Source organism: Rhodocyclus purpureus, assembly GCF_016653115.1.
GTDB classification, from domain to species: Bacteria; Pseudomonadota; Gammaproteobacteria; order Burkholderiales; family Rhodocyclaceae; genus Rhodocyclus; species Rhodocyclus purpureus.
In genome coordinates this window covers 15346-29784 of the sequence record NZ_NHRX01000064.1, presented here as the reverse complement: position 1 = coordinate 29784, position 14439 = coordinate 15346, and the positions used below count along the sequence as shown (strand labels likewise).

At 67.5% G+C, this 14439-nt stretch carries 15 protein-coding genes; 5 read left to right on the top strand and 10 right to left on the bottom strand.

Annotation, left to right across the window (positions count from 1 at the left end; genetic code table 11):
- Positions 1 to 77: 77 nt before the first annotated feature.
- The 5 genes from CCR84_RS13955 to CCR84_RS13935 form a co-directional block, all read right to left on the bottom strand.
- Positions 78 to 1412: a hypothetical protein gene (locus CCR84_RS13955; protein ID WP_201213500.1), complete on the bottom strand. Its 1335-nt coding sequence runs from the start codon at positions 1410 to 1412 to the stop codon at positions 78 to 80.
- A gap of 2 nt (positions 1413 to 1414) precedes the next feature.
- Positions 1415 to 1804 carry a DUF2249 domain-containing protein gene (locus CCR84_RS16570; RefSeq protein WP_201213499.1) on the bottom strand — a complete coding sequence of 130 codons (390 nt, stop codon included), beginning with the start codon at positions 1802 to 1804 and terminating at the stop codon, positions 1415 to 1417.
- Positions 1801 to 2238 carry a hemerythrin domain-containing protein gene (locus tag CCR84_RS13945; RefSeq protein ID WP_242508739.1) on the bottom strand — a complete coding sequence of 146 codons (438 nt, stop codon included), beginning with the start codon at positions 2236 to 2238 and terminating at the stop codon, positions 1801 to 1803. The genes CCR84_RS16570 and CCR84_RS13945 overlap by 4 nt, the downstream gene beginning before the upstream one ends.
- 189 nt (positions 2239 to 2427) lie before the next feature.
- Entirely contained in the window at positions 2428 to 3111 is a 684-nt protein-coding gene (locus tag CCR84_RS13940) for a Bax inhibitor-1/YccA family protein (protein ID WP_420825401.1), read from the bottom strand.
- A gap of 192 nt (positions 3112 to 3303) precedes the next feature.
- The gene (locus CCR84_RS13935; protein WP_201213495.1) at positions 3304 to 4719 is read right to left on the bottom strand and encodes an MBL fold metallo-hydrolase RNA specificity domain-containing protein; all 1416 of its coding nucleotides are present in this window, start codon (positions 4717 to 4719) and stop codon (positions 3304 to 3306) included.
- Positions 4720 to 4820: 101 nt separating this feature from the next.
- Between CCR84_RS13935 and CCR84_RS13930 the strand changes: the two genes are divergently transcribed.
- Entirely contained in the window at positions 4821 to 5264 is a 444-nt protein-coding gene (locus CCR84_RS13930; protein WP_201213488.1) for a universal stress protein, read from the top strand.
- 1 nt (position 5265) lies between these two features.
- Here CCR84_RS13930 and CCR84_RS13925 read toward each other — a convergent pair whose 3' ends face one another.
- Complete coding sequence (locus CCR84_RS13925) at positions 5266 to 7203, bottom strand: LTA synthase family protein (protein ID WP_201213486.1); 1938 nt, start codon at positions 7201 to 7203, stop codon at positions 5266 to 5268.
- Between the two features lie 70 nt (positions 7204 to 7273).
- Positions 7274 to 7615: a diacylglycerol kinase gene (locus CCR84_RS13920; protein WP_201213484.1), complete on the bottom strand. Its 342-nt coding sequence runs from the start codon at positions 7613 to 7615 to the stop codon at positions 7274 to 7276.
- A 360-nt stretch (positions 7616 to 7975) separates the two neighbouring features.
- Here CCR84_RS13920 and fabI point away from each other — a divergent pair, with 360 nt between their 5' ends.
- From fabI to CCR84_RS13905, 3 genes are read left to right on the top strand one after another with little or no spacing between them, the layout of a single operon-like run.
- Positions 7976 to 8740: an enoyl-ACP reductase FabI gene (gene fabI / locus CCR84_RS13915; RefSeq protein WP_201213482.1), complete on the top strand. Its 765-nt coding sequence runs from the start codon at positions 7976 to 7978 to the stop codon at positions 8738 to 8740.
- 12 nt (positions 8741 to 8752) lie between these two features.
- Complete coding sequence (locus CCR84_RS13910; RefSeq protein ID WP_201213480.1) at positions 8753 to 10177, top strand: bifunctional enoyl-CoA hydratase/phosphate acetyltransferase; 1425 nt, start codon at positions 8753 to 8755, stop codon at positions 10175 to 10177.
- Entirely contained in the window at positions 10174 to 11355 is a 1182-nt protein-coding gene (locus CCR84_RS13905) for an acetate/propionate family kinase (protein WP_201213478.1), read from the top strand. Before CCR84_RS13910 ends, CCR84_RS13905 begins: the two co-directional genes overlap by 4 nt.
- A gap of 82 nt (positions 11356 to 11437) precedes the next feature.
- Here the strand turns inward: CCR84_RS13905 and gspM are convergent, their stop codons facing one another.
- Positions 11438 to 11992, bottom strand: coding sequence for a type II secretion system protein GspM (gene gspM, locus CCR84_RS13900; protein WP_201213476.1), 555 nt, complete (start codon positions 11990 to 11992; stop codon positions 11438 to 11440).
- A gap of 4 nt (positions 11993 to 11996) precedes the next feature.
- Here gspM and CCR84_RS13895 point away from each other — a divergent pair, with 4 nt between their 5' ends.
- A complete protein-coding gene (locus tag CCR84_RS13895; RefSeq protein WP_201213468.1) occupies positions 11997 to 12155 on the top strand; it encodes a hypothetical protein in 159 nt (52 codons plus the stop codon).
- A 104-nt stretch (positions 12156 to 12259) separates the two neighbouring features.
- Here CCR84_RS13895 and gspL read toward each other — a convergent pair whose 3' ends face one another.
- Complete coding sequence (gene gspL, locus CCR84_RS13890; RefSeq protein ID WP_201213467.1) at positions 12260 to 13477, bottom strand: type II secretion system protein GspL; 1218 nt, start codon at positions 13475 to 13477, stop codon at positions 12260 to 12262.
- Positions 13478 to 13488: 11 nt separating this feature from the next.
- The gene (gspK, locus tag CCR84_RS13885; RefSeq protein WP_201213465.1) at positions 13489 to 14409 is read right to left on the bottom strand and encodes a type II secretion system minor pseudopilin GspK; all 921 of its coding nucleotides are present in this window, start codon (positions 14407 to 14409) and stop codon (positions 13489 to 13491) included.
- Positions 14410 to 14439 lie beyond the last annotated feature (30 nt).

Genomic DNA, 14439 nt, shown 5'->3' with positions numbered 1-14439 from the left:
ACGGGTGATGAAAGCACGGGCTGCGCTGCCCCACTATTCTAAACCGCTTGACCCGACCCGGGTTGCCCGCTGCGCGCTCAGGCCAGCGGTTCCTGCAGGTAGCGGCGATAGACAGTGGTCGCCTTGAGCAGGTTCGCCAGCAGGAGCGCCTGCGCGACGAACAGCGCCAAGCCGGCGAGCAGCGCAAAGTGGGACGGCCAGAGGGCAGCCAGCGCCAGCAGCGCACAGGCGAGAAAGTGCGCGCGCGCCTGACGCAGCATCAGCGGCTCGCCGAGGACCTGGCGCATGTTGGGCACCGCCTTGACCCGCCGCGCTGCGTTGCGTGCGTGCAGCCAGACGAGAAAGGGGACGATCTTGTAGAGCATGCCGTTGATCGCGGTCATGAAGCCGCCGGCGAGGATGAGGACACCGAAGAGGAGCGTCCAGTTAGAGCCGTCGACAAACTGCGACCAGGCCGCCGATTCGATCATCCACTGCGGACGCGCCTCACCCAGACGCAGCAGCGCGCTGGCGAGCAGCCAGAGGACGCAGCCGCCGATGGTGACGGCCATCGCGAAACGCCAGCATTGCTGCGTGGTGTCGAGCTTGGCGCGCTTGCTCTGCGTCTGCAGCCAGAGGGTGATCGCCGCCAGCGTGCCGGCGCCGAGCGCTGTCGCCGCCGCGAACAGCTGCGCCAGCGGATGCCGGCCGGCCAGTTCGAGCGCGCTCCAGGCGAGCAGGAAAGCCAGCGCGGCGAGCGAATACGAGCGCTCGAACCAGGCCGGATAAGCCGGCGTCAGCTGGAACATCGGGACAACGATGTAGGCGATGCCGGCGAGCAGGAGGCCGCCCCAGCCGGCCAGCCCCCAGGCGAGATGGATATCGACCAGCTGCAGCAGCGGCAGTTCGAGCACACCCGCGAGGCCTGCGGCCAGCGCGAGGCCGAGGGCGAGCGTCAGCGTCAGCGCGAACAGCGCGCGCCTGATGTCGCGCACGCTGGCAGTGGCAGTGTCGATGCGGCTCAGGGCCCAGCCCGCCGCGGCGACGAAGACGAGGACGCTGGCGCCGAGTGCAGTGGCGGCGAGCGCGAACAGCAGCGCCGCGTGCGTGAGAAAGGCCGCCGCCAGCAGCAGCGCGCCGGTGGCGAGCGCGGCATGGACGAAGCGCGCAATAGACAGCGGCCGCGGCATGGTCGCACCGGTGGCCACCGGCAGCAGCTGGAACAGTGCGCCGATCATCACCTGCAGCATGAAGCCGACGGTGACGAGGTGCGTCAGCGCCAGCGCTGCGGGGGTCCAGCGCGAGGCGAAGATCTCGTCGCCGGAGACGACGACGAGAAGTCCGGCGGCCATGCCGAAGAGGGGCGCGGTCAGGAAAAAACGCAGCGGCGCAGCAAACGGCGGCGCCTGTTCGAGCGAGAGCGAGACGGCCACGCTCAACCCGCCTTGCCGTCGGCGTCGGCGTGCCAGATCAGGATCTCGAAGACGCCGCGCGCGGTCGGTGTGCATTGCCAGGCGTAGCCGTTCTGTTCGAGCACACGGTAGAGTGGATGCGGCTGCCGCGGCAGCAGGAGAAGCAGGCGCCCTCCCGGCGGCAGCGCGTCGAGTCCCTCCATGGTGCGCACGAAGGGCTCGGGCGGCTCCAGCCCGCAGGCGTCGACGATGAGGTCGACGCCGGGACGCTCGGCCAGCGTCGGCGCCGCGCCGCTGAGCGCAGCCGTGTTGCCGCCCGACTGCGCGAAGGCCTCGGCGCAGTCGGGGGAGACCGCGGGCGTCTGGCCACAGCAGTCGGCGCAGGTCGGCGGCACGACGGCAGCTGCCGTCATTGCGCGCCTCCGCCGAGCGTCTTGCCGAGACCGGCTACGAGCGCTGCAGCCGCCGGGATCTGGCGGTCGCACATCGGATAGAGGATGCTCTCCTCCTTGACGTTGTGCTGCTGCATCAGGATCAGCAGTGTCTCGGCCTCGCCCGCGTAGTCGTCGGGCTCGCCGGCGGCCAGCGCCGCCGCCGCCGCGCTCATCAGCTCGCGCATCTGTTCGTGCTCGCCGCGCATTACCGCGGTCGGTCCCGAGCTCATCCCGGTCGCCTGCTCGAAGGCGGGAAAAAGCTGCGTCTCCTCGGCGCCGAAGTGGGCTTCCATCGCCGCGCGGAAGGCCTCGAACGCCACCTGCGCCGCCGTCAGTGCATCGGCTCCGCCCTTGGCCAAGGCGGCCTCGACCGCCGCGAAAAGATCGTCACAATGCCGGTGGTCGCCAGCCATGAAATCCCGAATCGACGCCGTTGCCATGCTCGCTCTCCACGAAAAAAGGATGCTCATTGTGCGCAAATGCCGGTGCGCGCGGCCTTGAGCCGAATCAAGAAATTCGGACAAGGCGCGCCGGGCGCACACAAAAAAACGGCGACGCGCGGAAAACCCGCGCGTCGCCGCTGTCGATGCTGGCGGCGGGGCTCAGTCGTCGCCGCCGAAGATGCCGAGCAGTTGCAGCAGGCTGGCGAAGAGGTTGTAGAGGCTCACGAACAGGCTGACCGTGGCCATGATGTAGTTGGTCTCGCCACCGTGGATGATGTTCGAGGTCTCGAACAGGATCAGTCCCGACATCAGCAGCACGCAGGCGGCCGCCACCGCCAGCGACAGCGCCGGCAGGGTGAAGAAGACGGCGGCCAGGCTGGCCAGGAAGACGGTGAGCACGCCGACCATCAGGAAGCCGCCGAGGAAGCTGAAGTCCTTGCGGCTGACCAGCGCGTACGCCGACAGGGCGAGGAAGATGACGCCGGTGCCACCCATCGCCAGTGCCACCGTCTGCCCGCCGTTCGGCAGCGCGAGGTAGTGGGCGATGATCGGGCCGAGCGTGTAGCCCATGAACCCGGTCAGGCCGAAGACGGAGAGCAGGCCCCAGCCGCTGTTGCGCAGCTTGGTGGTGAGGAAGAGCAGGCCGAAGTAACCGACCAGGGTGACGATGATGCCCGGGTGCGGCAGTTTCAGCGACGCCGTGAGGGCGGCGATGCCGCCCGAAAAGAGCAGGGTCAGCGCCAGCAGCGCGTAGGTGTTGCGCAACACGCGGTGCGTCGACAGCAGCGACGGACTGGCGCGCTCGATGCTCGCGGCGAGCGACGACTGTCTTTGCATGTTCATAGGAACGACCTCCATGAAGGAACGATGGGTTGAGACCTGCGCCGGCCGGCGACGACCATTCATTCGCGCAAGCTGCCAGTCGCGCACTCTACAAGGCTTCAATCATCAAGTAAATTCGGATTAAGCGGAACTACCGATCGCTTTTTTCGATGCAAGACGGGTCCCGGACGCGTGCGCTCACCGCTGCTGACGTCATGGGCCATCCACGGTCACGCTCTGCCGGTACAGCGGCGCCTCGACCCCCTCCCAGCCGAGTTGTTCGCGGACGACGCGCGCGAAGGCGGTGGCCGTCTCCGCCTCGCCATGCATGACGAAGGTGCGCTCGGGCGGCTTCCTGAACGCGCCGAGCCAGCCCAGCAGCGCGGCCTGGTCGGCATGCGCCGAGAGGCCGCCGATGGTGCATATCTCGGCGCGCACCGGGGTCGGCTCGCCGAACAGGCGGACCATGCGGGCGCCATCGACCAGGCGGCGGCCGAGCGTTCCCGCCGCCTGGAAGCCGGTGATCAGCACCGCGCACTCCGGGCGCGACAGGTTGTACTGGAGGTGATGCTTGACCCGGCCGGCGTCGCACATGCCGCTCGCCGAGATGATCACCGCCCCCGAACGCACCTGGTTCAGCGCGATCGATTCCTCGACGTCGGCGACGAACTCGACGCGCATGTGGTCGGGATGGGCACGCATCCAGTCGAGCAGGTCGAGGGTGGGCTGATCGAGCAATTCGAGGTGGCGCAGGGTGATCTCGGTCGCCCGCGTCGCCATCGGCGAATCGACATGGACGGTCAGCGGCGGCAGACGCCCGCGACGCACGAGATCGGCGAAGACGAACAGGATTTCCTGCGTCCGCCCGACCGCGAACGCCGGGATGATGACGTTGCCGCGCCGTTGGTGCAGGGTGCGCTGGAAGACGTCGACGATTTCGTCCTCGGTTTCGTCCATGCGCCGGTGCAGGCGGTTGCCGTAGGTCGATTCGACGAAGAGGAGGTCGGCCGAGTCGATCGGCGTCGGGTCGTTGAGCACCGGCCGCTCCGGCTGGCCGAGATCGCCCGAGAAGACGAGCTTCCTGGTCGTCCTGCCCTCCTCGACCCAGATCTCGGCGATCGCCGAACCGAGGATGTGCCCGGCGTCGCGCAGCCGGCAACTGACTCCGGCCGCCGGCGAGAAGGTCTCGTCGTAAGCCACCGGGCGCAACTGGCGCAGGCTCGCCTGCGCCTGGGTCACCGTATATAGCGGCGGCTGCAACGCACGCGCCGGGCTGCCCTGGCGGTGGCGGCGCTTCAACTGCCATTCCGCCTCCCGCTCCTGGATGAAGGCCGCATCCTGCAGCAGCACCTCGACCAGGTCGATCGACGCCGGCGTCGCATACACGGGTCCGCGGTAGCCGAGCATGGAGAGCCTTGGCAACAGTCCCGAATGGTCGATGTGCGCGTGCGTGAGGATGACGAAATCGAGGCTGCGCAGGTCGAAGGGGAGCGCCGCGACGTTCTTGCCGTAGGCCTCGCCGCCGCCCTGGAACATGCCGCAGTCGACCAGGAAACGCAGCGACGCTGTCTCGACTAGGGTGCAGGAACCGGTCACCTCGCCGACCGCGCCGTGGAAACTGATCTTCATGATTTATGCATCCTCCATGCAGCCGGTTGTCGGGAAAGCAGCGCTTGGCGTACGATTGTCCCACGGCTTCCTGCCGACTTTCCAGACAAGGAATCGATGCCATGTTCAAAAACATCCTCGTACCGACCGACGGCTCCCCGCTCTCGCAGGAAAATGCTCGTCGCGCAGTCAGCTTCGCCAAGGAAACCGGCGCGCGCGTCACCGCCTTCTTCGCCAAGCCCGGCTACCCGGTGACCTATTACGGCGAAGGCGCGCTGATCGACCCGACCTCGCCGGAAAAATTCGCCGAACTGGCCGAGCAGCAGGCGCGCGAGAATCTAGGCTTCGTCGAACAGCTATGCCACGAAGCCGGCATCGAATGCCAGGCGCTGTCGCTGGTCAGCGACGTCCCCTACGAGGCGATCATCGACGCTGCGGCGCAAGCCGGCTGCGACCTGATCTTCATGGCCTCACACGGTCGCCGCGGTTTCAGCGGCCTGCTGCTCGGCAGCGAGACGAACAAGGTGCTGACACACTCGAAGATCCCGGTGCTCGTCTATCGCTGATTCAGAGCGCGCGCATGCCGCCGTGGTGGAAGAGCCAGCTCGCCACTTCGTAATAGCTCTCGGCATCGCGGACCAGTTCCGGATCGGCAGTGCCCGGCGCCGCGCTGCCGTCGGCGAAGTCGGGGACGACCACGCGTGACTTGCGGCCGGGCGCCAGGATCGCGAGCTTGCCGTCGTGGATGTAGCCGAGTTCCTGGTAGTTGCCGATGAAGGCGTTTTCACGGCCGGGCTCGAGCTTGGTGATGTCGTGGCCGAAAAACTTGCTGCGGTAGCTGAAGTTGAGCATGCCGAGCAGGGTCGGCGCGATGTCGATCTGGCTCATCAGCCGGTCGACGCTGGCCGGCTTGAACTGGGCAGGCGCGTACACGATCATCGGCACGTGATAGCGGTTGACCGGCAGGTCGGTCTTGCCCGCGCTCGAAGCGCAGTGGTCGGCGGTGATGACGAAAACCGTGTCGGCGAAGAACGGCTCCTTGCGCGCCTCGTCGATGAACTTGCCGATCGCCCAGTCGGTGTATTTCACGCCGCCCTCGCGCCCCGACTTCGACGGGATGTCGATCCGCCCTTCCGGATAGGTGAAGGGACGATGGTTCGAGGTGGTCATCACGTGCATGAAGAAGGGCTTGCCGGCGGCGGCGTCGGCACGCATCTGGCGCAGGGTCAGCGTGAACAAGTCCTCGTCGGCGACGCCCCAGATGTTCTCGTAGTGGATGTCCTCGTCTGCGAGCGCGCTGCGGTCGACCACCTCGTAGCCGTTGGCCGAGAAGTAGGCGTTCATGTTGTCGAAATAGCCGTAGCCGCCATAGACGTACTTCGACCGGTAGCCCTTGTCGTTGAATACGGTGGCCAGCGTGAATAGCCCTTCGTTGTGCGGGCGCTTGACGATCGACTGTCCGGGCGTCGGCGGCACCGACAGCGACAGCGCCTCCAGGCCGCGCACGGTGCGCGTTCCGTTGGCGTAGAGGCCGGTGAAGAAAACGCCTTCCTTCGCCAGCCGGTCGAGGTTGGGTGTGATTCCCTGCGTGTTGCCGAAGGCCTGCATGAAGTCCGCCGACAGGCTCTCGACGCTGATCAGGACGACGTTGAGGTGCTTTTCCGGCCCCGTATGGACGATCTGGCGCGTGAGATCCTGCGGATCGTCGCTGACGAAGCGGGCGCCCGGTTCGGCAAGCAAGCGGCGCATCGTGGCAAACGCCTCCGCGCGCGGCAGGCTCGGGTAGAAGCGCTCGTAGTCGAGTTCGTTGGCGCGGAAGGCGTGGAAGAACTGGTAAACGCCGTTGCCCGACAGCTCATTGACGTAGGTGTTGGCCGACAAGTCCTTCTCCTCGGCGTTGACCAGTCCGCCAGTCAGGGCGCCGAGCGCCGCCCAGAGCGCAATCAGGCGGGTGCGCGACCGAAACGGCAGCGGCTGCACCTCGGCAGGAACGCGCGGCCAGCGCCAGGTCGCCGCAGTGATCACGAGCGCCAGCAGCGCCAGCGCCGACAGCCAGAGGCCGACCGGGTAGGACTCACGGATGTTGCCGATCACCTCGTGCGTATAGACGAGATAATCGACGGCGATGAAGTTGAAGCGGCTGCCGAACTCTTCCCAGAAGGTCCATTCCGACATGGCGATGAAGAGCATGCCGAAAACGATGGCAAAGCGCAGGACGAAATCCACGCCGCGCCAGACCCGGCTGCGCAGCACCCGCTCGGGCAGCAGCCAGAGCAGCAGGCCGAGCGGCGCCGCCAGCGCGAGCAGGGTCACGAGGTCGTAGGCCGGACCGACCAGGAAGATCTGCAGCCAGCCTGCCACACTCGCCGGCAGCGCCTCGCTGCCGGTATGCCAGAGCAGCAGCACGCGCAGTACGAAGTTGATGCAGAGATAGACGCCGGCCATCCACGCCACCAGCGCAAACCGGTGCAGCGTCGACGCACCGAACAACTTACTCACTCTCATTGCATATCCTTTGCCCGCATCCCAGCGGAATCATTGGCCGCGCACGCAGCGCGGACGCCAGGCCTTCACTTCAGAGATACCCCGAAAGATTCACGCCCCAGAGGACGACGAGGCCGCCCAGCGTGATCAACTGGGCCGCACTGCCGCAATCCTTCGCCTTCTTCGCCAGCATGCTGTGCGCGAGCGAGGTGTGATCGACGGCGGCCTCGATCGCGGTGTTCAGCAGTTCGACCACCAGGCTCAGCAGATGAACCAGCACCAGCAGGGCGATCCCGACCGGGCTGAAACCGAGCAGGAAGGCAGCCGGGATGGCGACGATCGCCAGCAGCACGACCTCGCGGAACGCCGCCTCGTCGCGCCAGGCGAAACCCATGCCGCTGAGGGAGAAGAAGAAAGCCTTGAAAACGCGCATGAAATGATCAGTCCCGGCCGCGGCAAGCCCGGCCCCCGCTTCGCCCCCCGTCGGCGCCCGCCGGCGGCATGGGTGCGGTATGGGTGACTCAGAGTGCGGCGCGCCGGAATAGTTTCAAAAATCCGTAATTGTCACAGGAATTTCGCCGGCGCGCATCGTCTTCCGCGCTCGCGCACAAGTCTGCAGCGCTCACTCGCACGTCATCACCGGCGGCGCAGCCGCTGCTGACAGCGTCAGCCCCGGTTACTGCACTGCAACAATTTCTTCAAGACAAGGCGTCGTTTTCCTGATCTAATGGCGGCATTCGGTTGCTGCATTGCAGCATCCGGCAAATTTAGCCACATCAACCAGGAGAACTTCATGTTCAATCTTCAAGGCAAAAAAGGCCTCGTCGTCGGCGTCGCCAACAACAAGAGCATCGCTTACGGATGCGCCAAGGCCTTCAGCTTCTGCGGCGCCGAACTCGCCGTCACCTACCTCAACGAGAAGGCCGAGCCGCACGTGCGTCCGCTTGCCGAACTGCTCGGCGCACCGCTGATCCTGCCGCTCGACGTCGAGCAGGACGGCCAGATGGAAGCGGTGTTCGAAGAGATTGACAAGAAGTGGGGCAAGCTCGACTTCGTGCTGCACTCGATCGCCTTCGCGCCGCGTGACGACCTGCACGGCCGTGTCGTCGATTCGAGCAAGGATGGCTTCGCACGCGCGATGGACATCTCCTGCCACTCCTTCGTTCGTCTCGCCAAGCTGGCCGAACCGCTGATGAAGGAAGGCGGCAGCCTGCTCACCATGAGCTACCACGGCGCCGACGAAGTCGTCGAAAATTACGGTATCATGGGTCCGGTCAAGGCTGCGCTCGAGTCCTCCTCGCGCTACCTCGCCGCCGAACTCGGCAGCAAGGACATCCGCGTCCATGCCATTTCGCCGGGACCGCTGGCGACGCGCGCCGGCTCGGGAATCCTGAAGTTCGACGAACTCATGAAGGACGCGATCGAGCGCGCGCCGCTGCACAAGCTGGTGTCGACCGACGACGTCGGCGCGCTGGCCGCCTTCCTCGTCAGCGACCTCGCCAAGTCGCTCACCGGCGGCACGATCTACATCGACGGGGGCTACAACATCGTCAACTGAGCGAGGCACAGCATGCAGAGTGAAGCAGAGCAGCAGATCCTCGAAAGCAGGACCTTCGACGAGATCGGGATCGGTGAGACGTCGACGCTGACGCGCACCTTGCACCCCGACGACATCCATCTCTGCTCGGTGATGTCCGGCGACGTCGGCTGGTCGATCGTCGAGCCCGAGATCGGGCACGGCGGCGGCTTTCGCGAGTTCCTCGCGCGCGGCATGTGGACCTCGTCGCTGCTGTCGACTGCGCTGGCGACGCAGTTCCCGGGACCGGGAACGATCCTCGTCGAGCAGTCGCTGCACTTCACTCTGCCGGTGAGCCTGGGTGACACGATCACGCTCACCCTGACCGTCCGCCAGAAGTTCGCCCACAACCGGCACGTCGTCTTCGACTGCAGTTGCGCGAACCAGGACGGTTGCGAAGTGCTGCGCGGGTCGGTCGAGGTGCTGGCGCCGGCCAGGAAGTACCGGACCCTGCGCAGCGCCGTACCCGCAGTCAAGATCTCCGACCGTCATGCGCGCCTGCTGACGCTGCTGGAGCGCGCCAGGGGGCTGCCGCCGATCGACATGGCGGTGGTTCACCCTTGCGATCGCGAGTCGCTGAAAGGCGCCCTCGCCGCTGCCGAGGCCGGGCTGATCGATCCTGTCCTGATCGGCCCGGAAGCGAAGATCCGCGCGGTTGCCCGCGACAACGACCTCGACCTCGGCCGGCACCGTATCGTGAACGTCCTCCACAGCCACGATGCGGCGGCGATGGCAGTCACGCTGCTGCGCAACGGCGACGCCGAGGCCATGATGAAGGGCAGCATGCACACCGACGAGCTGATGGCCGAGGTCGTGCGCCGGGCGAGCGGCCTGCGCACCTCGCGGCGCATCAGCCACGTCTTCGTGATGGACGTGCCGACTTACCCGCGACCGATCCTGATCACCGACGCGGCGATCAACATCGCGCCGACGCTCGAGGAAAAGGCCGACATCATCCAGAATGCGATCGACCTCGCGCACATCCTCGGCGTCCCCGAACCGAAGGTGGCAATCCTCTCGGCGGTCGAGACGGTCAATCCGAAACTGCAATCGACGCTCGACGCCGCGGCCCTGTGCAAGATGGCCGACCGTTGCCAGATCCGGGGCGGCATCCTCGACGGCCCGCTCGCCTTCGACAACGCCATCTCGCTCGACGCGGCCAGGACCAAGGGAATCCGCTCGGCGGTGGCCGGGCAGGCCGACATCCTCGTCGTTCCCGACCTCGAATCGGGTAACATGATTGCCAAGCAGCTCGAATACTTGGCCAATTCGCTCACCGCCGGCGTCGTCCTCGGTGCGCGGGTGCCGATCGTGCTGACCAGTCGCGCCGATACGACCGAAACACGCATGGCCTCGTGCGTGATCGCCGTCCTCGTCGCCCACGCCAACCGCAAGAAACAGTCGCTCCCTCAAGAATGAAACAAGGCATCCTGACCATCAACGCGGGCTCCTCGTCGCTGAAGTTCGCGCTCTTCTCCCTCGCCGACGAGCTTTCGCAACAGGCCGAAGTTTCCGGCCAGATCGACGGCATCGGCACCCAGCACACCCGCCTCGTGGCGAAGAACGGCGCCGGCGAACGCATCGCCGACGTGCATCTCGACGGCGAGAAAACCAACCACGACATCGCCATCGACGCCCTGCTGAACTGGTTCACGGGCAGCCACGCCGACTGGAAGATCGTCGCCGTCGGCCACCGCGTCGTGCATGGCGGCGACCGCTATTCGCGCCCGATCCGCCTCGACGACGTCGCGCTCGAACAACTGACCCGCTACATCCCGCTCGCACCGCTGCACCAGCCGCACAACCTCGCCGGCGTGCGCGCCCTCGAGGCGCTGCTTCCCGAGGTGCCGCAGATCGCCTGCTTCGACACCGCCTTCCACCGCAGCCAGCCGGAAATCGCGCAGATGTTCGGGCTGCCGCGCTCGATCACCGCCGACGGCTACAAGCGTTACGGCTTCCACGGCCTTTCCTACGAATACATCTCGCGCACCCTGCCCGAGCACTCGCCGCGTGCCGACGGCCGCGTCGTCGTCGCCCACCTCGGCAACGGCGCCAGCATGTCCGCAGTCGTCAATCACAAGTGCGTCGCCACCACGCTCGGCTTCTCGACCATCGACGGACTGGTGATGGGCACCCGCGTCGGCGCGATCGACCCCGGCGTGATCCTGCACCTGATGGAAAACCGGGGCCTCTCGGTCGCCGACATGACGCAGATCCTGTACAAGGAATCGGGCCTGCTCGGCGTCTCCGGCATCTCGCAGGACATGCGCACGCTGCTCGCCAGCGACAAACCCGAAGCCCAGCTGGCGGTCGACCTGTTCTGCTACCGCATCGTCCGCGAACTGGGTTCGCTGGCAGCGGCAGCCGGTGGTCTCGACGCGCTGGTGTTCACCGGCGGCATCGGCGAGAACGCCGCCGAAGTCCGCCGCCGCGTCTGCCTGCAGTGCGAGTGGCTGGGCATCTACCTCGACCCGGAAGCCAACGCCCGCCGCGACCTGCGCATCAGCGCGCCGAACAGCAGCGTGGACGTGCTGGTCATCCCGACCAACGAGGAGTGGATGATCGCCTACCACGCGCAGACCCTGCTCGGACTGTAGTCCTTCCCGTCACGCGCAGCCAGGAAGACGCCCTCCGGGGCGTCTTTTGCATTTCCCCGACGCTACCGCCCGGCCGTCAGCTTCAGCCGCCGCCGACCAGCGTGATGTCGACGCTGGCCTCGTTGCCGGTGCGCTCGATCAGTGCCCGCTGCACGCGCAGTCCCTGTTCGCGCTGCAGGCCGGCGAGCCATTCGAGCAGGGGGTCGAAGCCGGCGCTGCCGCTCACGCGCAGGCCATCGGCGACGGGCTGCACCGTCAGCGTGAGCCCACGGCTACGCGCCGCGGCATCGACCACCGCCACCTGCGCCGGGATCGATGCGGGGCGAGCGAGCGGCGGCTGCGCACGCAGATCGGCGATCTCGCTGGCCGCCCGCTCGACCTGCGCCAGCTGCACCTGCAGCCGCGGCAGTACGCGATCGAGGCGGCTGCGCTCGCCGCGCAGCCAGTCGGTGAGGGCAACGAGCAGCGCCAGCGCGACCAGCATGCCGGCACCCGCGACGAGCAGGCGCTCGCGCTGACTGCGCGCCCTCCAGGACTCGCGCAGCGGCGCCAGCAGTGCCAGCGCTGCCCCCCGCGCTGCCGGTCGAGGGCTTGCCGCCTCCGGAGTTGGCTGCGTCGCGCCGACGCCAGCCGGCAAGCCCGTGCGCTCGTTCGCCGTGGGAAACCCGGAAGCGTCCGGCGGCTCGGGCGGAGAAGTGGCAGAACCGGGAGAAGCGGTAGAAGAAGACAAGGAGTTCATCCTGAAAAAAGCAGTGGGCCACGAAATGCACGAAAAACACGAAATCGTTGATGCGGTTTGACGCTCAGTGGAAACAACCCGATGGCTTAGACACTGAACGACCGCAACCCTATGTTTTGTTTCGTGGCTTTCGTGTTTTTCGTGGATGAAAAGAGGTTTTAAGGTTCATTGCAGCAGTTCCGCGCGCAAGAGCAGGTGGACGCCCTCGCCGTCCCGGCGCTGCTGGGCGAGCAAGCCGCGCGCGCCCAGCAGCGCAGGCAGCGCGTCGGCGCGCGCCAGCGCGGGGCCGGCCAGGGCGAGGTCGAGCACGCCGTCCTCGAAGCGCAGCGCGAGCACGCTTTCGTTCGCCTCGCTGCCCAGTGTTTCGGCGGCCTGTGCCAGCAAGGCCAGCGCGTCGTCGTGGCGGAGCAGGCCATGGCGCATGCGCTCCTGCGCCAGTTGCTGGCGCATCTGCGCGGCCGGGGCGACCAGCGGGCTGTTCGGGACAGTCGCCTGGTAGATGCGCGCCATGCGCGCGGCGAGTTCGTCGTGCTGATGGCGCAGCCAGAAGACCTCGCCGACGGCGACGATCAGCCAGACGCCGAGCAGCGCGGCGCCGACCGAGAGCGGCAAACGCAAGCCGGCGAGCGTGCCGCCGCGCGTTTCGCGCGTCGCAAACTCGTCGTGCAGCAGGTCGGTCGCGGCGCGCGTCGGAAAATCCCACCAGCGGTAGCTCTCCCCGGCGGCGACCGCGACGCCGAGCCTCTCCGCGAGGCCGGCCAGATCCGCCTGCGGCTGTCCCGCCTCGACGTGGACGCAGACACGTGGCGGCGCCTTCCCGGCGGCCAGCGCGCTGGCGAGGTGGCGGGAGAGCAGCGGCGCGGCGAATTCGCGATCGATCGCCACGCCGCCACGCGGGCAGCTGCGCAGCGTCGCTCCGTGCGCAGCAAGGCTGAGGTGCCACCCGTCGCTGCCGGCCGGCGCGGTTTCCAATTCGGCGAAGACGCGCCGTGGCGCGCGGCCGAGCGCAGCGAGGCGGGTGAGCAGCGTGCGCAGCCTCTCCTTGTCGACGACGAGAACGCTGGCGAGCGCACGTTCGCCCTCGCGGCGAAGCTGCACCAGGGTCAGGTGCTGGGTATCGGGATCGGCGAGCAGGCGGTCTTCGAGCGCGTAAGCGAGGAGGCGAGGCAGCTCGCTGCGCCGATTCTGTGCCGGCAGCGGCACCTCGAGCCACAACACCTGCGCGCCGCAGAGCAGCACCTCGCAGCTGTCGGCGGGCGGCCAGTGGCTCGGCTCGGAACAGCCTTCGGCCAGCGGCTGGTCGTCAGCACCGAGCACGACCCACGGGCACGCGGGCCGCGCCGGCCAGTGTTCGTCGAGGGCGAGAAGCAGTCGGTCGCTCATGGGCTCGGTGCTCAGGGTAGTGTTTGCCAGACGATGGCAGGCCAATTCTCGCTGCGGTCGAGCAGCACGTCCAGGCGCACCAGCGCGACGCCGAAGCGCGCCCGCACGCTGGCGACAAAATATTTGCTCCTGACGTCGATCTGCGTCGTGTCGGCCTCCAGCCCCCAGTCGTCACGGTGCAGGCGTGCCCTGAAATCGGCTACGTCCCTGAACCACGCGCGCTCGCGCTCGGCGACGAGAACGCGCGCGGCGTCGAGTGTCAGCCCCGGCACCGAGGCGGCGAGCACCTCGGCCGGCGCCGTGTTGACATTGACCCTGCCGCCTGCCGGCAGTGCCGCGACGAACGGCGCCAGACGTGCGATCAATTCTGCAGTATAGCCGCGTACCTGGGCGAGTTCCTCGACGCGCACGAGCGGCGCGTTGGCCGGTCGGCGCGGGTGAAGCTGGACGCCGTACCACGCGGCCTCGGCGCCACCGGGCGAGCGCGCCAGATCGTCGGCGTCGAGCCAGTCGAGCAGCGCCGCCAAGAGCGGTGCGGTGTCGGCGCGGGCGACGCCGACGATCTCGAGCAGGCGACCGAAGCGCGCGATCGCGGCCTCGTCGTCGCCACTGCCCGTCAAGAGATCGTTCAGGTTGATCCGCCCCGACAGGTCGTGGATGCCGCCGGCGACCTCACCCTCCGCGACAGGGGTCGGCGGCGCCAGGGTCGCCCAGGACTCGCGCAGGTGATCGACGCTGCTCGTGCGCGCGTCCTCGGCGAGCAGCATGCGTGCCCAGTCGATCGTTGCGCGCGCGAGCTGTCTGGCCTGCGCCTGGTCGTGACGGCCGAGCGCACTGTCGACCGCGACGGCGAGCCGTCCCAGCGCCGCCGCGGCCAGTCCGGCGACCAGCGCGATGGTCAGCAAGGCCATGATCAGCGCGGCGCCGCTCACGGCAGAGCGCCGGCTCGACGCGTAAGGGTG

Bases quoted from the DNA above. Each gene is read 5' to 3' on its own strand.
- fabI (WP_201213482.1), top strand. From the start codon at position 7,976: ATGTTCAATCTTCAAGGCAAAAAAGGCCTCGTCGTCGGCGTCGCCAAC.
- CCR84_RS13905 (WP_201213478.1), top strand. From the start codon at position 10,174: ATGAAACAAGGCATCCTGACCATCAACGCGGGCTCCTCGTCGCTGAAG.
- CCR84_RS13945 (WP_242508739.1), bottom strand. From the start codon at position 2,238: ATGGCTGGCGACCACCGGCATTGTGACGATCTTTTCGCGGCGGTCGAG.
- CCR84_RS13910 (WP_201213480.1), top strand. From the start codon at position 8,753: ATGCAGAGTGAAGCAGAGCAGCAGATCCTCGAAAGCAGGACCTTCGAC.
- gspL (WP_201213467.1), bottom strand. From the start codon at position 13,477: ATGAGCGACCGACTGCTTCTCGCCCTCGACGAACACTGGCCGGCGCGG.
- CCR84_RS13930 (WP_201213488.1), top strand. From the start codon at position 4,821: ATGTTCAAAAACATCCTCGTACCGACCGACGGCTCCCCGCTCTCGCAG.
- CCR84_RS16570 (WP_201213499.1), bottom strand. From the start codon at position 1,804: ATGACGGCAGCTGCCGTCGTGCCGCCGACCTGCGCCGACTGCTGTGGC.
- CCR84_RS13935 (WP_201213495.1), bottom strand. From the start codon at position 4,719: ATGAAGATCAGTTTCCACGGCGCGGTCGGCGAGGTGACCGGTTCCTGC.
- CCR84_RS13920 (WP_201213484.1), bottom strand. From the start codon at position 7,615: ATGCGCGTTTTCAAGGCTTTCTTCTTCTCCCTCAGCGGCATGGGTTTC.
- CCR84_RS13940 (WP_420825401.1), bottom strand. From the start codon at position 3,111: ATGAACATGCAAAGACAGTCGTCGCTCGCCGCGAGCATCGAGCGCGCC.
- CCR84_RS13925 (WP_201213486.1), bottom strand. From the start codon at position 7,203: ATGAGAGTGAGTAAGTTGTTCGGTGCGTCGACGCTGCACCGGTTTGCG.